The following is a 19,858-nucleotide window of genomic DNA, read 5'->3' as shown; positions in this document are numbered from 1 at the left end:
TTACTGGGGGTGTGTTTAATGCCGATCCTTGAGGATGGGCAAATCGTATTAGTTAAACGTCGGGATAATGGTCAATGGAGTTTACCGGGCGGCATGGTGGATTGGGGTGAAAATATTCAGCAAAGTATCAAACGAGAACTCCATGAAGAAACGGGTTTATTGCTAACAAAAATGGGACGATTTGTGGGGGTATACTCAGCACCCGATCGTGATCCACGATTACATTCCATTTGTTTAGCTTTTGAAATTAAGGTTGAAGGCCAATTGCAAGTGAACGATATCAATGAAATATCTGAGGTGAAATCGTTTTCCCTAGATGAGGCCCTGAGTATGTCCCTAAGTCATGACCATAACCAACAGTTGCAAGACTACTTCCAAGGTGAACTAGTGATTCGCTAGCTCGGAGAAACTACCGATCGTCTTGCTGTTGATGTAAGTGTAAGAGCCCTATTCCCTGGAGCAGTGGCTGTAAGATAATTCGGTCTAATAGCTTTGGATCTGCTCTAGATTGAGAAGCTTGCGATAGATAGCGATATAACGTCTCGGCATCTCCCCCCGTTAGCACAATCTGACTGGTGGGATATTGCTTTAACCAGGCTGCGATAAAGTCGATCATGCCAGAGATTAAAGTATGCAAAATACCGCTCTGGATCGCTAAGTTGGTCGTCAGTGACCATCGGTTGGGAAGGTTTTGGGGTAAGTCAATAGTTGGTAATTCTGCAGTGGATTGTGAGAGCGATCGCAGTTGCAATCCCAAACCTGGCAAAATCGCCCCACCTAAGCAATCTGTAGAGGCAAGAGCACCCGTATAGGTGAGTGCGGTACCGGCATCAATCACTAAGATGGGCCATTGATACAACATGCCAGCAGCCCAGATTGAAAGCGCTCGATCCAGTCCAAAGGTTGCATAAGGAAGCTGAATCGGAATATCAGCAGCAGTAATGGCTGTGGAGCGAGGATAAGTCTGCCAAAAAAGGGTTTGAGACGGAACAACAGAGATAATCCACAGAGCAGGCATACTTGCAGCAGAGGAGTAGGCGAAAGCAGGAGAATAAGCCTGCCACTCCTCCCAGGTGGCAGGAAATCTTTGTTGGGCTACATCAATATGGCAGGTGTCCCAGGTTTGAGCGAGGTGCCACCCTTCATAATAAAACCAGTGCAATCGGGAGTTACCGATGCTCAAAGCGATCCAAGGCTTTACATCCTCAGTGGATAGGCTCATTCAAAGACAGGTATTTAACGATAGAAAGACAGTTCTGGCAATTGTCTATTCTTCGATATTGAACGTTATCAGCAATCCGATTGATCAGCAGCAACCCGCGACCACCGCCCATATCTTGGCTAGGGAAAGTAGGGTGATGCTGTAAATATTGACGTAGGTCGAAGATAGGACCCTGGTCCCAAATACGAATCTCCACATGATCTAGCTCAATCCCCAGCTCTAACTGGATGGGGGTATTGGGTGGTAGTGCTTGATGGGCATGGCTAACCGCATTTGTAAATCCTTCTGCCAGGGCTATCTGGCATTCCAGCCACTCCTGTTCTGCCACTCGAGTAGGGTGCAGCTGCTGAAACCAGTCAAGAACTTGAGTCAGGTTATTGAGGTCAGAATTAACACTGAGATGATAATGCTTTGGCATCTGCTATGAGGAGATCAGTTCCTCCAACTGCATGGGTCCAAGGCCATTGGCATGAGAAAAGGTGTTGTTATTCAACCAGGCGTCTTTAAATTAATTATAGGGAACTCATTCCCCAAAAATTAGCTTTCTAGGCAGAGATTATCTCCTTGCTAAACTTGAGCAGTGTGGATTAGCGTTCGCCCTGGCGAATGAATTCACAATAGATACTCGAATATGGCCGTGTTAAACATCTATGGTGAAAATTCTGATCATTGATGATGATCCCATTACACAGCTCCTTTTACGCCGTACACTCGAGAAACAAGGGTATCAGGTTACCATCGCCAGTAATGGTCAAGAAGGGCTCTCAAAGGCACAGCAACTCTGCCCAGCCTTAATCATTTGCGATTGGATGATGCCTCTATTAGATGGGATTGGCGTTTGTCAGCAGTTAAAATCGAATCCTAAACTTTCCGCCACCTTTTTTATTTTGCTAACGTCTCGGTCTGACCTAGAGGATCGAATTGCCGGACTTAATGCGGGTGCCGACGAATTTTTAACCAAACCCATTGACATGAGTGAACTGCAGGCTCGTGTGCGAGCAGGACTAAGGCTCTATCACTTAAACCAGGACTTACAAGAGCAAACACAAAAGCTGGAAGCAGAGTTGGCAGAGGCTGCCCAATATGTTCGCTCAATTTTGCCTGCACCATTACAATTGCCGATTCAAATCCAGTCTCGGTTTATTCCGTCTAGTCAATTAGGTGGGGATTGCTTTGATTACTATTGGTTAACCCCAGATATTTTAATTTTGTATCTCTTAGACGTATCGGGGCATGGTTTAGGGGCAGCCTTACCTTCGGTATCGATCTTAAATATGTTGCGATCGCAAGCATTCCCAGGCATCAACTACCAGCAACCCCATGAAGTGTTGCATGCTCTCAATCAACGATTCACCATGAGTCCCGAAAACCCCAAATACCTCACCATTTGGTATGGGGTGTATCATCACTCACGCCAGGAGTTGGTATATGCTAGTGCCGGTCATCCTCCAGCCCTATTGATGTCAGCTCTAGAGCCAGGGATACAAACCTTAAAAACACCTGGACTTCCCTTAGGAATGTTTGCAGAATTCACCTACCAAAGTCAGAGCTGTAACATCACGCCACATCAAACGCTCTACATTTTTAGCGATGGGATTTACGAAATTCCTAATACTAACCATCAACTGCTGGGGCTAGAAGGATTTTCCCAGTTGCTCCAACAGCTTCATCAAACAGGAGCCCCCACCATCGAAACCATTTTGGACCAAGTACAAGAATGCTGTGAGCATCAGCACTTTACCGATGACTTAGCCTTGATGCAAGTTGTCTTTCCTTGAGTACCACCACTCCAGAAAAAACAGGATTTCAAGAATCTAGCAGACCACTTTGTTCAAAGTGTTGCCGATTCTCGTAGATCTGAAACACTTGAGCAATGTCAGTGAGCTGAAAAAGCGTCTTAACCTGCTGATTGAGTGAACAGAGCACAAGCTTGCGTTCGGCTGCCCGAATAAATTTTAGGGCAAGAACCAAAGCACCTAGACCAGAGCTGTCCATAAATGAAATATCTTGACAATCCACCAAAACAATATCGGCACCTGCCTCAATGGCAGCTGTCACTTCTTGACGAAAGACCGTACCGGTGACTCCATCCAAAATATTATTCGGTTGTATGGTTGTTATGTTGGGACGCATTGTTTACTTGGAGCATAACGATTCAACTGTTCCGCAGATATCACCCCACACTCAGATCTCAAAGCTGTTATTGAGTGCATCGATAAACATCAGATGACCACAATTCACATAGCGGGAATAAGGAAAAGAGCTGTTCCTCAGAATACTCTTTTTTTTTGGGATATCGCCAGATCGAATGCTTTTTGCTATCCTCTATGCATCTCCTCTCAGCTTAACTATCTGCGGAGAAAGACATCGGCGTAGGATAATACCCCTGAGGGAAGTAATAATCTGCATATATGCCTTGGGCTCGTATCATTAGTGGACTGATTGCCATCGTTCTAGCGTTGGGCATGATTTTATTGGGTGGATGGTACTTTACCCTGGGATTTTGCATCCTTGTATATCTGGCTCAAGATGAGTATTTTGACTTAGTTCGGGCTAAAGGGAATCGGCCAGCAGGCAAAACCACAATGATTGTCAGTCAGTTGCTGCTGATCACCGCCACCATTAACGGGATGCTAGCTGATGCTGTCTTACCTGTTGCGGGAACCTTCATCTGTTTTTATCTGTTATTCCAGCCGAAGTTAGCTACTATTTCCGATATTTCCAGCTCAATTCTGGGCCTCTTTTATGGGGGATACCTACCCAGTTTTTGGATTAGATTACGATCATTGGGCACGGCAGAAGCTAGTAACTTACCCTTATGGGGATATTGGCCAGAACAATGGTCAAATATCAATCTACTTCCTGTGGGATTGACAATTACCCTGCTTGCCTTTGGTTGTATTTGGGCTGCAGATATTGGTGCCTATACATTTGGTCGGCTATTCGGGAAAACCCGATTATCAGATATTAGTCCCAAGAAAACGGTAGAAGGGGCAGTCTTTGGAGTTTTAGGCAGCCTGACTGTCGCCATCATTGGTGCTAATACCTTTATTTGGCCATTTTGGCTTTTCCTTGGAGCAGCATTGGGATTGTTAATTGGTGTTGCAAGCTTATTGGGAGACCTGACGGAATCCATGATGAAGCGAGACGCAGGAGTAAAAGACTCCGGACAACTTATCCCTGGCCACGGGGGTATTTTAGATCGCGCTGACAGTTATGTATTCACTGCTCCATTGGTTTACTATTTCATCACCCTATTACTCCCCCCTCATAGAAGCCATATAATTCGGGAGCTTTTTTGTGTTTTGTAGAACCCTAGCCAGCCATAATCGAAAATAATTTAGTTGATGGCCAGCTGGATTTAAGTTTTATTCAAATAATGTCTGCACTATTCTTGACAAACCTTAGGGCGTACATTGAATCGTATAGAAAACCGTGGCTGTTCCACTTGAAGTGAAGGATGGTCGATACCATTTTGGGTCAGGCAAACTACTAGTGCACAGCTTTCTCCGACCAATATAAAACTCCATCGGCAATCCAAAAGGACAGACTGGCTTCCCTTAATTAAGGGAAGCCAGTCTGTCCTGGAGCTAATTACTCTGCTTCAAGCTAGGGAATTAGCTTGAAGCTTTTGCACAGCAAGTATTTCAAGATTATATTTGTAGACTTTTGTTCAGTAAGAGTTTCAAAGAGCTTGTCCTGTAATTAAGCTTTGAAAAACAGTAAGACAGAATTACACCAAATAAGGTTTAATGCTTGACTAGTTAGGGGCTAGCACTGATTGCAGGTTCTAATCAGAAAATTCAAGTCGTAGATAGAATAATTAAATTTTAGCCACTAGAAAATTTAGCAGAATGCTCAGCCAAACTTGAAGAAAGTTTATACAAAAAGAGTGTAAAAGGAGTGATCGAGAGCACCTTGAAGTTTAATGCCGATCGTATATTTGCTCAACAGAAAATGTGAGCAAATCAATTTAAAGACTTCAATCCAAACAGAACACAAACTATACTTTGGAACTGCTATCAGTCAGCTCTTCAACTATGGGATCTGACCAATTTAGGGGGCAACTTTATCTTTAAACAATTTTCCAGCACTAAAGGCAGGAACTCTGGTCGCAGGGATTTTTAGCTTTTTGCCAGTTTGCGGATTACGACCATTTCTGGCTTTACGATCTCGCGGCTCGAAACTACCAAATCCGACTAAAGTAACTTTATCGCCATGGCTAACAGCATCGATGATGACATCAACTGCAGCACTCAGCGTAACGTCAGCTTGCTTCTTAGTTACTCCTGTTTTATCAGCAATAGCATCTACTAATTCGCCTTTATTCATTGAGTTATCCTCAAAACCTTGCGAGCATTCTATCTCAAGTTTTTAAAAAGTGAACAGATATAGCAAAGAAATTGCACAAAAGTAACAAAGAAAACTCAAAAAAGTAACAATGAGGATATTGAAAGGTTGCTTCAATCCGTTAATTTGCTGCTATTAAATTCTACCAAGATTGAAAATACCTAACTTCTTTCAATCTGGAGATTTAAAATACATGAGCCTAAATTCAAATAACTTAGTAGAGAGTGATAAATTAGCTAGCTTTACGAGCTAATGTGCTGCAAGAACCTGAAATCTGAAATGGAACGGTTTGAGAAAATCTTGCTCGATTGCCTTGACTTTGCACTTCAACATGTAAATGCGGACCTGAAGACCATCCCGAATTTCCGCTGTACCCAATGAGCTGTCCTGCTTTGACCCAGTCTCCAGCTTTAAGTTGAACCCGTTGTCGGAAACCTTGTTGTAAGTGGGCATATGCCGAGCGATAGCCATGTTCATGTTCAATCCAAACATAGTTAAACTTGGAGGCATTCGCTCGAGTCCCTCCTGTATCTGGATATTTGTCTTGTAATCTGATTACCCGCCCTGCCCGCATCGCATAAACAGGGGTACCAATTGAACTGGCAATATCGTAGGCATATTCCATTCGATTTTGATGAGTTTTGCCACGAATTCCTTGAGACAGATATCCTCTTCCATCAAGAGGGTGGCAAAATCCTTGCAAGGGAGAGGCAATGGTTGGGGTATGACTAGCTGCAATAGTAAGAGCCTGTGGACCTGACTGGGACACTTGGGAAGTAGAGCTTAGGGGACCACCAACATAAGATTCAGATTCCACACGCAGAACCTTCCGGTTTTCAGCAGATTGGGAACGGGCAGATTGAGGAGGTGTGATAGAGAAAGTGGGTCCAAGGGTACTGAGGGTTAGTAGAGAACAAGCTAGTAAATTCCGACACCGTTGCTCAACTAGAACTTGCTTCAACTGAAATTGAGAAATATGACCTTGCTGAATCAGTATTTCCCCTAGCTTTTGTCCAGTCTGTGTTTGGATTTGGAGGGCTTGTTGTAATTGGAAGTCACTAATCAGTCCTTTTTGAGTGAGGACTTTGCCAATACGGACTAGATACATTTGCGACAAATGATATGTGATGGATGGGAGTGAATGGTAGCTAGAGAGAAGGGTATAGCCTACTTCTCTCACTGTTTCTAAACTTGAGAAACATCAAAGCTCTTGTACCAGTAGCTATACCTTAACCGGGCATCTGAAGAAATGAGATCCGAATTGATACGGAGGTATAAATAGATTTTTCGAAAGCTTAAGAAAACAGGAATATAAGCCAGTTTTTAGGGGGTAAGAGGGATGTAAGCGTTATTCAATAAAGGCTATACCATAAGTTCAAGTTGCCAAATATTAAATCCCTTCACCGTAAAAAATACTGTAAATTACCTGTTTTTTTAGTTAGATATAGAAGTCTTAAGGAATAGAATAATTAAGCAACTATTAACATAGCTGAAGATCCGTTAGTTCAACAGACCTCATAAATCTACTTCTTACCTATCTCCTGTGCTCTTGTCTTGGAGTGTCCTCTTTCTCGAGAGAAGGTTATTCCCAATTATTATTGTGGCGATTGAAGTACCTGCTCAAGTACCCAAAACTCGCGGTAAATCTCCCGGATGTGCCCAAGGCGAATCTCAAGCACCCAAAACTCGATACCCAACGGGTAAAAAACGAGTTTCAAAACGAAGGAAAGCCCAAATGCCTCAAAAAGCCGCTGCTTATACCAAGCTGTGCCTGAAGGTGTAACTCTCAAACTCGTGAAACCCATCACTAAAGTGGCTTAGCAAATAATCAAAATTATACTCTTAGGTGCTAATTGGTATTAGATCTTCACTTAACACCAAAAAGTTGAATGGGACTGAGACGCTTTTACCGGGTGACATCTCCTCTCAGGGGACACCTATTCCAAATTCAAATTGATCAAGCGTTCAGACAATTTAGCGGGATTTAAAGTTTGTTCCAAAATGATGGATTGTAGAGCGGACGTTTGGATGGGGGTTATGGTCCTGACATCTCAATAAAGATTATGGAGTCTTGACTAGAACGGCTGAAGCTCTTGTTTATGTGGTGATGATTCGAAGGCTCGCTAAAAAATGCTAAAACTTCTCAAACAGCCTCTTAGGTGGAGCGTTATCGTTTTGCATCTGAGAGAATAATAACCTTATTAGGATTTCTTTGTAGCACTGCTATAGGACTGTTGTGGGTGAACATATTGAGAGCGTACGTACTCTCAACTGCTAGCCCAAGATGTCTTGATGCTAATGCAGCTAGATCAAAGTTCTGCCAGCCAAGACATTGAAGAGACCTAAAATATTGACGACTGCATGGGCTGTTCAAGCTGTTGTACGACTCGGGGGACAGCTGGAGCATCACTGCAACTCACTGATTAGGATTCAAGTGTTTTGGAAAGGATGGGTTAAATCTCTAGGGTTCATTAGCCTTCTCCACAATTTGCGCTTCTCAAGCAAAGCTTCAGGCATTATTCATGATGTTATGACATGAGCTACTAGATTGAGGTTGAGCCTGTATTTACCCTAATTTAAAAATAAAAACACTCGCGCAAACCAACCGAAGTGCGCGAGTGATAATCAACGTTCTAACCAATTTAGATAAGCTAATTTCAGTATTCCCATTCCTAGGAAAAAGAAAACTTTTTCTTTAGATGTGTAACTTTAGCCTGAAAGAGCATATTGCTAAGATCTTCGTCGATAGGACCTTTACGGGATTTTTGACATAAAAATATCCCCTGCCGCACTCAGAGACAGGGGATAGTTCCCTTATTAACGAAATCAGGTTCGGTCTAATTCCAAAATCGAACCAGAAGCTATGGGATAAACCATAGCTTGCTTAAATTATGCCCATAGATCGGCAAAAGATGGCTATATCAGAAAAATGCTTACACTTTGTGTAGAAAATTAAACAAAAAAGGGGGAAAGGGTTAGATAGTAGCAGATAGCAACCTTAGCCTTATGCCTGGATGTTGGTTAAGTAACCGCTACAAATCTTCTTCGAATGCTATTTGGATGCTGAAATTGAAATCAACACCAAAAATTTTGTGGTTAAGCTAATCATAGTTATAAATCTTAGATAAAACAGCTAGACTACCCAGATTAAGGAATGTGACAAGCAAGCTAATGTCTGTCGTTATGAATAGGATTTCGCGTGTGTTACCTTTTTGAGGGAATATTCAGATTGCGCTCAAACCCATTAATTTTATAGTGGCTGAAGCATGTAAAACTAGAGAATTTATTTTTCTACCCAAAAAGTGAACTCTCCTGATTTACTAACGCTATTTGAGGTTCAACCCTACCGATGTAGAGTATGCAGACGCAGGTTCTACTCAATAGACAAACTGGGTTAAAGCAGGGCTTGAAAATACACAAGGCCCTCCACCTCAGTAGGGTTAAGGTAAGCTACACAACGCTATTAAATTACTGATTAATGGAGCTGACGTCCATCATATTAAGAGCTGAAACTCTGTCAGGTAATATATTTATAGAATTGTAAATTTATTACTACCCCCCAAAACTACCCCCCAGAAAGATCCGGTAGGAAAAGGATAAAATTTGTCCGCTGAGATGAAAACTACCTAATCTAGAACCTGCGTCAGCTTGGTTACCAATTTCACTAAAAGTCACTAGAATCGGGTTGATTATTAGCCTGCTGTTCAAATGAAACGCTTGGCTGATTCAGTAATTTCTTGATAAGGTCAGAACTCTCTCACAGTCCTTAAGCCTAGATTTCAAGCATGACATTCCCGAGTTTTACCAGTTTGACTAATCTGGGGAAGACTCACGTAATCCGCCATCAGTTAAGACTAGTGGCCCTACCCTCTCAATAGTCCTTCCTACCAAACTATAAAAGTGCAAGTCTGAAGCTACTAATGCACAGTAACTAGCCATAGAGGTCAAATGATTAATAATGAGTCAGTCACTCAAAATCTCAATCCTAACTATGCGCATTACTTAGAAAGAAAAGAGAATAATTCTAAAAGAAGTGACTAATTTTTTTTTCAAATACTCATTAATCGTCTAGGGCGCTCAAATTCTGGAGATTTATGTTAAATTGGCTTGCTAATCCGTTAGCCAATCCACACTCCATATCTACAGAAATGAAACAGATCAATCTGCTTACTGATCATGCAATTGGCGAAGACAGAGGTGTCAGCCAAGATGGTCTGGGTTTCAAAGCGTATGCCAGTGTATTAGCCGAAGCTGCAATAGGAACTCAAGGCCCTTTCACGATTGGTGTGTTCGGTGAATGGGGTACAGGTAAAACGAGCTTAATGAGGCTTATCCAGACCGACTTGGATACACGTCAGGAAGTAATAACCGTTTGGTTCAACGCATGGAGGTACGAGAATGAAGAACATCCTGTCGTTCCACTCGTTGGAACAATTATTCATTCGTTAGAACGTCATAAACCTTTTCTGAACCGTCTATCTGATGGAGGAGAATTACTGATTAATACCCTTAGAGCGGTTGCTTACGGATTCTCTGCCAAATCCAAAGTGGAAGTACCTGGAGTTGCTGAAATCGAAGCAACTTTCGCGTTTAAAGATGTGATTTCTCGTGAGGAGCATCTAACACAAGATCCTTTATTGGACAGAAGTTTGTATTATGAGGTCTTTGAGAGGCTCTCTGCGCTCAAGTTCCCTAGTAATACGAAAATCGTGGTGATCATTGATGACCTTGACCGTTGCTTCCCCGATCGAGCAATCAAGTTACTTGAAAGTATAAAACTTGTACTGTCTCAACCGGGATTCATTTTTATCCTTGGCGTTTCTCGTCGTGTAATAGAAGGATACTTACAACATAGATACGCTAAGGAATATGGCATAACTAACTTTGAAGGCCAATTGTACCTGGATAAGATTGTGCAATTACCTTTCCACATTCCACCGAACTTAGGAAGGATGGATGAGTTTTCAGAAAATATTCTAAATCGGGTTTCAAAACAAATGCGCGAAACTCTTATAGACATCCTACCAATCATAGGTTCCGCATCAGGAGGCAATCCCCGATCGATAATTCGCTTCGTGAATAATTTGTTAATCGACATTGGCATCAACGAAATGTTGGTTTCTAATCAATCTATGAAGATAATCCCAGTTGAATATTTCGCTATAACTCGGTGCCTTCAGCAACGTTGGCCAAACATATATTCATCACTCGTCGGCTCAAATGAACTCTGCCAAATCGTTCTAGCATGGGATAGTGAAGCTCTTCGCCGAGCAGCATCATCATCAGAAAGAGAAAATTCAGATTTGGCAGAGATACTCTTGTCAGAGCCTGAACTTTTAACACTCCTTCAGACTTCTCACGGGTATAAGTGGCTCTCTAACAATGCCACTCGAAGCGAAGCAATACAATTCTTAAATACTCAACGCCAAGATGGGGAAGCGGAACAAAATAGAATATTTAAACGGTTCGACTTCTACATAAGCTGTAGCAGTGAGAAAGTATTGCAAGCAACGATCGATGCCTTGTTAGAAGAAAAATACACCGTAACATTTCTTGACAAGTGGATTAGAATTGGCGATAACATTTACAGGGATCTTCCCCCAGTTTTGAGACAGTGTAAGACCATGATATTCATAATTGGAGAAGATGAGTTTGAAATCAATAAAAAAGTCGAACTTGATTTAGCAATCCAGCTAAGTAAAATTGACAAATCTTTTCGAATTATTCCTGCGCTGATTAATGAAACCCACGGGTCAAAAATACCTGAACAACTTGAGAAGTTTGAGAATGTTACCTTAAGCTATAGGCCAGTATCAGAAAGGCAATTAATTTTGTCACAAGAGTCATTGATAAGCATTCTAAGAAAGCTTGTGTGATAAAAGTTTCATGAATATTATTGAAGATTAGCTTTCTTTGGAATCATGTAGGACAAAAAAAATCATGAAAAACACTAAGCTTCCGAAACTTAAGAAGATAACTTTTTTAAGAAAACATTACTTTTTATAAGTAAACTTTCATGCAGCTATCTCTTTATCATGTGTGTTTAGATTAATTATATTGGTTGCTCTAAGTTGAGAGAGTATTTTTACTTGATACATTCCACAACCGTAGATGTGAGCATAGGAAGCCCCTAGATCAGGCTCTAGAGGCTGCTTTAAGCTCAGTAGCTTAACTATTGCCCAGTCAAACTTTAAGTCCTTATAGCTCCAATTCCCTTGGCTGTGGTTAGGGAATTGAGGAACAATAGCTCCTACCCTGTCTCCTACCTTTAAATCAGTCGTTTTTAGCATCTGCCAGTGGCAAATCTGACTAGTTTCTACTTCCGTTGACTTGCCGTTGAATAGCAGGAGTTGACTCTTTTCTTGGAAGGCTCCCATGAAGAAAGACTCCTTCCCAGAATGGCTCCACACCAACGATCCAATAGGAGGATGCCAGTAATGGATAACGTTTTTAGAGACTCGTTTAAGAGAGTTGTGAAGGTCAGCTAACAGGAGGTGACTTCCTTGAATCTCAACCACGGTATAGGGCACCCCAGACTTGCCATATACCACCGCATCCTCAGATATCTCCATGATGATCCTCTACTAAGGCTGGTTGACCCCTTACCAACTCAAAAGATTGAGCATTTTGAGACTTAGACCTGCCATTTTCTTTTTTTAATTGTGTTTGGGCCTCTAAAGGTGGTTGTTCTCTTGTTCCAGTTGTTCTAGAACCTTGAAACCCTTTTTCCGTAAAAGTTTTGTCTTGAGCAAGCTCGTGGAACAAGTCATTTGCAGAGTCAACCTTTGTTCCGAGATCTAGTTTCTTTTGCCCTTCCTCTGTGATTGAAGGGGGAAGAGGAGTCTCTAGAAGCTTTTTTCTCACCCAAACCCTTGCTCTTTTCTTCACGGGTCCTTCTTTACCCTCATATTGATGGGTTATATTTGAACCGTTTTCAAAACCTGAGAGCCTTAAGATCTTCTGGATTCTCCCTGTATATCTGTAGTCCCTCTTAGAAGGTTCAATATCGAGAACAAGGTCGAAAATCTCCGCATAGCTGACTTGATTCTTGTCCTCTAGGTAGTCAGCGATAAGGTCATGCCATGGATCAAGTTTCTGATACTGCCTTCGATCAGCCTCTATAGCTAATTCTTGATCAGAAGTTAACCACCAGTTCTCCCTATTGAAGTAGTAGTGCATCGCAGCAGCCCAAATGAGATCTCGATTATTCTCTACGGTCTCTATAGGAATTGGAGTAGAACCACAATTGATAATCCACCATCTGCGATTGCCAGTAGCGTCAGAGAGGAATTCTGATTCATTCGTAGTTCCTACTAGTATGGAAGGCCGCTTCATTTCCTCAGCAGATCTGGCATAAGGGGCACGAATGAGATCCTTACTTGTAGCCATAAAAGCTTTGAGATGGTTAACCTCTTTTTTCCTCATTCCGTCAAGCTCAGACCACTCGATGATCCAGTTAGTATGAAGTTTCAATATGTGGTCTTTGTTTGAGGGATCTGAAAAGTCGTCACAAAAATACTCTGGAGAGGCTAGAGTTTTCCAGAAGGTTGACTTCCTAATCCCTTGATCTCCAACAAGAATGGTGGTTGTATCCACCTTAGAACCAGGCTCAAACGCCCTTGCAACAGCACTTATCAAGGTTTTTTTAAGCAGCATGTCTGCAGTTGGATCAGTGCTTCCCAGGTACGTACTCGCAAGAGTACTTCCTACCTCTTGCAAGAGTTCTGGTTGATTCTTGTATTTCTCATAGACACTAGTTAAGTAATCCTGAATCGGATTGTAGGAATGACCCTCTCCAATAAATTGAACGATGTCGATGAGACTATCTTTTGGGGACTTTAGCTTGAGGCTATGCTCAATTAAAAGTAGATTTCTCACTGAATCAGGGGAGAAAGGTTTCCCGTCAAGCTCTGTGCATTTTTTGACCTCATTTAGTTTGATCCGATCACCAAAATAAATAAGCACCGTGTTGTAGTCCTGCTGATAAGGAGTTGGTTCATCCTCAGCAATTTTCCTTAGAGCTTTTTTCTTGATTTTTTGTAAGGGCCGCTTTTGGAGACCAGCATCCTTATGCTGTTTAGCTAATCTGTCAATATATGCCTCAGCCCCAAGGTCCGAAAGATATTCGGAGGCCAGTTTTACAGCTTTCTCTGCAAGTTTGGGTATCTTTTCACTAGGGCTGTCTTTCCAGTGATTAGGCAAATCTAGAATTAGATCTAATGGCTTAACTGCCTTTGACAGATCTAATTCGCCTCCCGCTCTGTAAAGCTCACATAAACCTCCTTTTGGAGAATCTGGCATAGGATCGAGAATCAATACCTTACCCCTGCACCACAATCCAGCCTTAATTAAGTTGTGGAATACTTGAGGATTAGTCCAGCCGTCTGAATCAAAGACGATGGTGTACTTACAGCTCTTAGGTAATGCTTTTCTATAGTGACTAACTCCAGCTATAGCACCCGTTGGAACTCCTCTCAGGGTTGCCATAAGAGCATCTTTGAAACCCTCTGTAATAGCTACACAGCCCTCAGGAATAAATGCTTCTGAGGATCTAGCCTTCTGGGTTAAATACTTTGCTGGCTTCCCATCCTTTCTTGGGATAGGGCTATCTGCTCGTAACTGACCAAAGCCCTCAGTGAATGGAAAGAAGATTCCAGAACTAGAAATCCACTTCTCACCATCCCAAGATTTAAATCCAAGTTCTAAAGCCTGAGACTCAGAAAGAGATCTGACGCGATATTTAGAAATCAGAATATCAATTTCTTGATCCGTGAAGCCTTCAGACAATAAGTTATCTCTATGGTGAGGCTCTAATTGACAACCTAGTGAGGACAGGGCATTCTGGCTCTCAGAGCTTATAATATTTGTATAAGACATTTACTTGTTCCTCCTTTACGCGGCAAAGTTAGAGGGGGAATTTTCGCTTTCTGCGATCTTTTGATCCATGAAAGCTTGAATGTCAGATTCCAACCAAACTGTGATGTTTGTAGATAGCTTGATTGGCTTAGGGAATTTTCCTGTTTTTTACCCACTCCCATAACGTTGAGCTTCCAATAGGGATCATTGGTGGAATGGGAGAGTTGGCTTTAGGATCACCAATTATTTGTTTGAGACGAAGAAATTTTTTTCATGCTTATGACTCCTTAAGGGTTAATAGACCTCCTTTCGTTGGGTCTGAATATATTAAGAGTCCTAGGCTGTATTACCTTGTCTTATCGAAATCAAAGGCGTGTAACCATTCCTCTGAAAGGATTACCCCGATCTAAGACTTAAAAGGTTCCACAAAGAGACCTATAGCAACCGAACTATGACTGTTCGGTTAACCTCACCTCAGGTTTTGAATAATCAATATAAATAATCAATGAATTGAGTTGAATATCTTCAATCCTTAATCTCACTTAGAACAAACAGAACATAAAAAAATTAAACTTGTTCCAATCTTGTTCCTGCCTGAAATACTTATGAAGAAAAGGTTCTAGAGTTTTAGAACAACTTGAACAAGAAAATCAATAAATAAACCCTAAAAGTAAATAAATAAAGAACTCAGACTAGCAACGTGTATTTAGGATCCCTATTTTCAATAGAGACCCATTTAATTTATTTCACTGGCCCCGCCCAAAGAGGAGGAGTAGGGGTATGGGGAAACAGCAGGAATGCTCAGCTACCTGCTTTCAGCTCATCCAAGTAGTCAGCCCATTTCTGCATCATTTCTTGGCGCTGAGGTAGAAATTCAGTCCTGTTATAAGACCGACCTAGAGGATCTTTCACGTTATGGGCTAGTTGAAGCTCGATCCACGCGATATTAACCCCCAGTTCTTCATCAAGGAGAGTCCTTGCCATTGCTCGAAAGCCATGTCCTGTCATTTCTTCTTTAGGGATCCCCATTCCTCTTAAAGCAGCGAGGATAGCGTTCTCACTCATAGGTCTTTGTCGAGGTCTTACACCAGGAAATATGTATTCTCCGTGTCCAGTTAAAGGTTGTAATTCACGAAGAATGGAGAAAGCTTGAGTTGATAGAGGAACAATAAGACCCTTGTTTGTTTTACTTGAAATTAACTCCCATTGTTTCTTCTCCCAGTTGATATCTTTCCAGAGTGCTTGTCTGAGTTCACCGGGTCGAACGAACACCAAAGGAGCAAGTTTGAGAGCACATTGGACAACTAGAGTACCTTGGTAACCATCAATCATCCGCATTAGCTTCCCTACTCGCATAGGTTCTGTAATTGCAGCCATATGCTTTGTTTTGACTGATGACAAGGCTCCCCTAAGTCCAGAGGTAGGATCGTGTTCAATGCGGCCTGTAGCTACGGCATAGCAGAAAACTTGACTACAAATACCTTTTTCTCTGTGAGCTGTCTCAAATGCCCCTCTCTCCTCTACCCTGCGTAATACCTGCAATACATCCTGAGCCGAGACTTCAGCAATAGGTCGATCTCCTATATAAGGGAAAATGTCCTTTTCCAAACGTCTGATTATTGTCTTGCTGTGAGTCTCTTTCGGTTGTGATTCAATCAAATGTGGGTCAGATAGAATAATACATTCCTTCTGCTATTAGAGTAACCATGCAATGCCCATTGTGCGGTCATCCCAAAGCCTATAAGCATGGCAAGATGGCCAATGAGAAACAACGGTATCACTGTCCTATTTGTAAACGAACTTTCACTGAAACCTTTGATACCCTTTACTATCGTCGACAGACCTGCCGAGAGACGATCCATCAAGTTCTCCAATCTCATGCAGAAGGCACGAGTCTCAGAGGCATTGCCCGAATCACTGGGCTTTCCTACAACACGGTTGTCTCCCTCGTGCGTTCTGCTAGCCAACGCTCTCAGCAACTTCATAATGGCAACGTTCAAGCAGTCAGCACCGATGATGTCAGTGCCGATGAGATGTGGTCCTTTGTGAAAAAAAAGCAAAAACATTGCCGACCATCAGAGCTAGAGGTGGGCGATTGTTGGATGGCGATTACGTTGGCCAACACCAGTGGTTTGATATTGACCTGTCGGGTGGGCAAGCATACCGACTCATTGTTGGATGAACTGATGACCAGCACTGAAGGCAAGACCGATTGCAAGTTTTGGAATAGTGATGATTGGGGCGGTTATGAGCGCATCTTAGGGCCAGACATTATCCACTACATTGGTAAAGACCGAACTCAACGATTGGAGCGTACCAATGGGATTGTTCGGCAGCAAACAGGTCGATGGCATCGCCGCCAAAATAAGTTTGGCAAAGTTTGGGAGCAAACGAAGGTTACGGCTCGGTTAGGGGTGAGCTATTTTAATTGGATTTGGACTCACAGCCGATTCAAAACGACTGCGGCCCAACGAGCAGGATTAGCTGATTGCCCATGGAACTGGAATGACATTCTTTGCTACCCCACAATTATTTGAGGCACGACCTCTCTTTCCAGTTAGATTTTTGCTTGTTGAACCACTCCCTAGCTACAAGCTCAAAACTATTCTCATTTTTTACTCTAATGACTTCTTTTTTAGCTTTGCGGTGAGTACTAGGGTTAATCCCAGAAGCCAGAAGCTTCCTTTCTTCCCTGTGTTTTTCACGAGCATCTTTCAACCCTACCTCAGGATATTTGCCAAGGCTCAATAACTTCTCTTTTCCCCCAAACCAGAATTTGTGATGCCAGATCTTAGATCCATTTTTTTTGACTAGGAGGAATAACCCTCGGTCTCCGTCCCATATCTTGTAGTTTTTTTCCGTAGGTTTGGCTTTACGGATTTTTATGTCTGTAAGCTTGGGGGTAGCCATATGAAAAATTATGCATCTACCCCTTATCGTACCCCCACCTACCCCCAGGTTTGACAGGACAATATCGGACCTGACAGGACTATTAAAACAACAAAACCCTCTGCTAGAGAGGGTTTGAAGTACATCTTTGGACTTCTTTGGATTACTTGTTGATGGAGCTGACGGGAGTCGAACCCGTGTCCGCCCTAGCTATTAGCTCCCCATTCATTCACAGGCTTAGCTTTTCTAATCCTCAAAGCGGGAATCGCCACTTATCCCGGACGATGGGATGCTTAGTTGAAAGTCTTTACCAGTAGAGACAACTGAGAAACCCTAATGGTGCATCCGTTGGGGGTTATCTATAGAAATTAACGGAGTCAATCTACAGATGCTCAAACCAAGTTAGGTTTTTTTAGGCAACAGCAGTAGCCGTGCGCTGACGAGCGAAAGATACGATGTTGTTCGCATGTACGATGTTTTGAGCCTTTTATTTGCGAGAGACGACTCACTCTCGGCCTGAATCATGAGGCTACGTTTGCTAAAACGTCGAAACCGTTACAGCCCCAGGTTACGAAATTCTATTATAGTATCTCGCTTCAAGAGATTACATCATTTCTTTGGTGGGTAGTTGAATACCGTCGATGACAGGGACGGGTAATTGTCGGGTTACTCTGGAGAAAATCCATTCTTCCAGGGATTCTACTAAATCATGCCGACATTGCTCTAGGGTATCTGCTTGCGCAGAGACATTCTCAAACCCAGGAATTTCCCCATAGGTCGAGCCGTCGGTGGCAGCAGTGTATGTCGCTCGGGACATGACTGCTCGAATATAGTTAGACAATATGGATTCCACGTTCTGCTAAGCGTATGACAGAATAGGTCATACATAAATGAATAAATTGTGACAATCACTTTTAGCAAGTCACTACTCTTTAGCAATTGCGTTTTAAACGATGTATTCACAAGACTTTTCTAGTATTCCCGAAATTGATGTAGAGGCACTTGCTGCTCAGCTACATAATGATGCAACAAGCATCCAACTCCTAGATGTTAGGGAGCCAGGGGAAGTTGCGATCGCAAGTCTGAATTCATTCCAAAACATCCCCCTCAGCGAGTTTGCGGAGTGGTCGGCAACCATTGGCGAACAGCTCGATCAACATCAGGAAACCTGGGTGATGTGTCATCATGGCATGAGATCCGCCCAGGTTTGTGTGTGGTTAAGTCAAAATGGGTTTACTAACGTCAAGAATGTCAGTGGTGGTATTGACGCCTATTCGATGAAGATAGATGCCAATATCCCGCGCTACTAAAGTCTGAACGTAATTTTTGTCAGAGTCCTATGGACCTTAGCCTTACTAACCGCCAACAACGAGTTCTCCGGGCAACCGTTGATCACTACATTGCTACGGCTGAACCGGTCGGGTCCAAAGCGTTGGCGCGAGAATATTCTTTGAGTATTAGTCCAGCGACCATCCGCAATGTGATGGGGGTGTTGGAGGAAGAGGGCTTGTTATTTCAGCCCCATACTTCCGCTGGTCGGGTGCCCTCAGACTTTGGCTATCGGCATTATGTAGATGAACTGGTGATGCCCTCGACCACGTTGAGGTCACAGATTAAGCAAGCCCTTGATAAAAAGCTACGAACTGACAGCTGGATTTTTGAAGTCCTACTCCGAGATGCTGCTCAAATCCTAGCAACGCTGAGTGGTTGTGTGGCCTTGATTACTCTGCCCCAAGCGGCTACCTCCACCATTCGTCATCTGCATCTTGTGCAAGTTGAACCCCAGCGGGTCATGTTGATTCTGGTGACCGATGCCTATGAAACTCAGTCAGTGATGATGGAGCTACCTCTTGGGGTATGGGATGAAGCGGATCCAGAACGCTTTGAACAAGAATTGCACATTCTATCTAACTTTTTGAACCACCATTTTGTGGGGAGTTCATTGCAAGACTTGGTGGTGCTAGACCAGTATGAGTTGGATCGGGAATTTCAAAAATACACTGATTTCTTGAAAATATTGTTGACCGATTTGACGCAACAGTGTGAATCCCTTAGTCCTAAAAACATCTTAGTGGGCGGTTTGGCTGAGGTGTTGCGACAGCCTGAATTCTCTGAATTACAGCAAGCCCAGACCTTAATTCACTTATTAGAGAATGGCCAAGATCTTCTTCGCCCCCTCTTTCATGAGTTGACGACTGATATGATAAAGCAAGGGGCTGATGTGGTGCCCCGGAGTAAGAAAGTCCAAGTTCGAATTGGCTCAGAAAATAGCCTTGAGTCTATTCAAGCCTATTCCCTAGTATCTTCAACCTATCAGAAGGGCGAAACGCCTATCGGAAGTGTGGGAGTACTTGGGCCCACACGAATGGCCTATGAGAAAGTCATCGCGCTGGTGACAGTGACAGCAGATTATCTATCGACTTGTCTAACCCAGATCGCTTAAAGATTATTTTATTTCATCGAATAAATATGACCTTCTGAGGAAAAGTCAGGTCGCATCGCTGACTATTCTTTGAAGATTTCTGACCTTTTCTGCCTGTT

At 42.7% G+C, this 19,858-nt stretch carries 18 protein-coding genes, 1 other RNA gene and 1 pseudogene; 9 read left to right on the top strand and 11 right to left on the bottom strand.

All coding sequences use genetic code 11. The annotated features are described in order from the left end of the window. Positions 1-18: 18 nt before the first annotated feature. Positions 19-399 carry an NUDIX hydrolase gene (locus HRE53_RS04405; RefSeq protein ID WP_235109207.1) on the top strand — a complete coding sequence of 127 codons (381 nt, stop codon included), beginning with the start codon at positions 19-21 and terminating at the stop codon, positions 397-399. 10 nt (positions 400-409) lie between these two features. Here the strand turns inward: HRE53_RS04405 and HRE53_RS04400 are convergent, their stop codons facing one another. Both HRE53_RS04400 and HRE53_RS04395 read right to left on the bottom strand, forming a co-directional pair. Beyond that, positions 410-1,222: a pantothenate kinase gene (locus tag HRE53_RS04400; RefSeq protein WP_212662375.1), complete on the bottom strand. Its 813-nt coding sequence runs from the start codon at positions 1,220-1,222 to the stop codon at positions 410-412. Continuing rightward, on the bottom strand, positions 1,206-1,640 hold the full coding sequence (locus HRE53_RS04395; protein WP_212662374.1) for an anti-sigma regulatory factor: 435 nt from the start codon (positions 1,638-1,640) through the stop codon (positions 1,206-1,208). The genes HRE53_RS04400 and HRE53_RS04395 overlap by 17 nt, the downstream gene beginning before the upstream one ends. Before the next feature lie 232 nt (positions 1,641-1,872). On the opposite strand from HRE53_RS04395, the gene HRE53_RS04390 reads away from it, so the two are divergent. Then, a complete protein-coding gene (locus HRE53_RS04390; RefSeq protein ID WP_235109206.1) occupies positions 1,873-3,000 on the top strand; it encodes a PP2C family protein-serine/threonine phosphatase in 1,128 nt (375 codons plus the stop codon). A 28-nt stretch (positions 3,001-3,028) separates the two neighbouring features. On the opposite strand, the gene HRE53_RS04385 is transcribed toward HRE53_RS04390, so the two are convergent. Then, positions 3,029-3,355, bottom strand: a complete 327-nt coding sequence (locus tag HRE53_RS04385) for an STAS domain-containing protein (protein WP_212662372.1) — start codon at positions 3,353-3,355, stop codon at positions 3,029-3,031. 278 nt (positions 3,356-3,633) lie between these two features. On the opposite strand from HRE53_RS04385, the gene HRE53_RS04380 reads away from it, so the two are divergent. Next, a complete protein-coding gene (locus HRE53_RS04380; RefSeq protein WP_235109205.1) occupies positions 3,634-4,533 on the top strand; it encodes a phosphatidate cytidylyltransferase in 900 nt (299 codons plus the stop codon). Positions 4,534-5,278: 745 nt separating this feature from the next. Here the strand turns inward: HRE53_RS04380 and HRE53_RS04375 are convergent. Together HRE53_RS04375 and HRE53_RS04370 are read right to left on the bottom strand one after the other, a co-directional pair. After that, positions 5,279-5,554, bottom strand: coding sequence for an HU family DNA-binding protein (locus HRE53_RS04375; RefSeq protein ID WP_010468395.1), 276 nt, complete (start codon positions 5,552-5,554; stop codon positions 5,279-5,281). Between the two features lie 250 nt (positions 5,555-5,804). Then, positions 5,805-6,680 carry a M23 family metallopeptidase gene (locus tag HRE53_RS04370; RefSeq protein ID WP_235109204.1) on the bottom strand — a complete coding sequence of 292 codons (876 nt, stop codon included), beginning with the start codon at positions 6,678-6,680 and terminating at the stop codon, positions 5,805-5,807. Positions 6,681-7,172: 492 nt separating this feature from the next. On the opposite strand from HRE53_RS04370, the gene HRE53_RS04365 reads away from it, so the two are divergent. The 3 genes and pseudogenes from HRE53_RS04365 (at position 7,173) to HRE53_RS04350 (ending at position 11,448) form a co-directional block, all read left to right on the top strand. Continuing rightward, positions 7,173-7,355, top strand: a complete 183-nt coding sequence (locus HRE53_RS04365) for a hypothetical protein (protein WP_235109203.1) — start codon at positions 7,173-7,175, stop codon at positions 7,353-7,355. A gap of 167 nt (positions 7,356-7,522) precedes the next feature. Continuing rightward, positions 7,523-7,709: pseudogene (locus tag HRE53_RS04360) on the top strand (IS5/IS1182 family transposase); the annotation flags it as partial. A 1,957-nt stretch (positions 7,710-9,666) separates the two neighbouring features. Next, the gene (locus HRE53_RS04350; RefSeq protein ID WP_235109202.1) at positions 9,667-11,448 is read left to right on the top strand and encodes a P-loop NTPase fold protein; all 1,782 of its coding nucleotides are present in this window, start codon (positions 9,667-9,669) and stop codon (positions 11,446-11,448) included. A 138-nt stretch (positions 11,449-11,586) separates the two neighbouring features. On the opposite strand, the gene HRE53_RS04345 is transcribed toward HRE53_RS04350, so the two are convergent. The 3 genes from HRE53_RS04345 to HRE53_RS04335 all read right to left on the bottom strand — a co-directional run bounded on the left by HRE53_RS04345 (position 11,587) and on the right by HRE53_RS04335 (position 16,087). Next, positions 11,587-12,144 (bottom strand): hypothetical protein, encoded by a 558-nt coding sequence (locus tag HRE53_RS04345; RefSeq protein WP_235109201.1) that lies wholly within the window; start codon positions 12,142-12,144, stop codon positions 11,587-11,589. After that, complete coding sequence (locus HRE53_RS04340) at positions 12,131-14,449, bottom strand: virulence-associated E family protein (RefSeq protein WP_235109200.1); 2,319 nt, start codon at positions 14,447-14,449, stop codon at positions 12,131-12,133. Before HRE53_RS04340 ends, HRE53_RS04345 begins: the two co-directional genes overlap by 14 nt. 780 nt (positions 14,450-15,229) lie before the next feature. Continuing rightward, positions 15,230-16,087 carry a site-specific integrase gene (locus HRE53_RS04335; RefSeq protein ID WP_235109199.1) on the bottom strand — a complete coding sequence of 286 codons (858 nt, stop codon included), beginning with the start codon at positions 16,085-16,087 and terminating at the stop codon, positions 15,230-15,232. 47 nt (positions 16,088-16,134) lie between these two features. Here HRE53_RS04335 and HRE53_RS04330 point away from each other — a divergent pair, with 47 nt between their 5' ends. Further along, complete coding sequence (locus HRE53_RS04330; protein WP_235108928.1) at positions 16,135-16,965, top strand: IS1 family transposase; 831 nt, start codon at positions 16,135-16,137, stop codon at positions 16,963-16,965. Here HRE53_RS04330 and HRE53_RS04325 read toward each other — a convergent pair. From HRE53_RS04325 to HRE53_RS04315, 3 genes are all read right to left on the bottom strand, one after another. Next, a complete protein-coding gene (locus tag HRE53_RS04325; RefSeq protein WP_235109198.1) occupies positions 16,958-17,338 on the bottom strand; it encodes an Arm DNA-binding domain-containing protein in 381 nt (126 codons plus the stop codon). The two genes, HRE53_RS04330 and HRE53_RS04325, sit on opposite strands and share 8 nt — an antisense overlap. A 150-nt stretch (positions 17,339-17,488) precedes the next feature. Continuing rightward, positions 17,489-17,882, bottom strand: a transfer-messenger RNA (tmRNA) gene (gene ssrA / locus HRE53_RS04320). A 39-nt stretch (positions 17,883-17,921) separates the two neighbouring features. Further along, positions 17,922-18,158, bottom strand: coding sequence for a type II toxin-antitoxin system HicB family antitoxin (locus tag HRE53_RS04315; RefSeq protein WP_212662368.1), 237 nt, complete (start codon positions 18,156-18,158; stop codon positions 17,922-17,924). A gap of 112 nt (positions 18,159-18,270) precedes the next feature. Between HRE53_RS04315 and HRE53_RS04310 the strand changes: the two genes are divergently transcribed. Further along, entirely contained in the window at positions 18,271-18,627 is a 357-nt protein-coding gene (locus HRE53_RS04310; protein WP_212662367.1) for a rhodanese-like domain-containing protein, read from the top strand. Between the two features lie 29 nt (positions 18,628-18,656). Beyond that, positions 18,657-19,760, top strand: a complete 1,104-nt coding sequence (hrcA, locus tag HRE53_RS04305) for a heat-inducible transcriptional repressor HrcA (RefSeq protein WP_235109197.1) — start codon at positions 18,657-18,659, stop codon at positions 19,758-19,760. Positions 19,761-19,858: the final 98 nt, after the last annotated feature.

The organism is Acaryochloris sp. 'Moss Beach' (assembly GCF_021497025.1).
Lineage (GTDB): Bacteria > Cyanobacteriota > Cyanobacteriia > Thermosynechococcales > Thermosynechococcaceae > Acaryochloris > Acaryochloris marina_A.
Note: the sequence above shows the minus strand (reverse complement) of the source record. Positions and strands in the feature narration are given on the sequence as shown.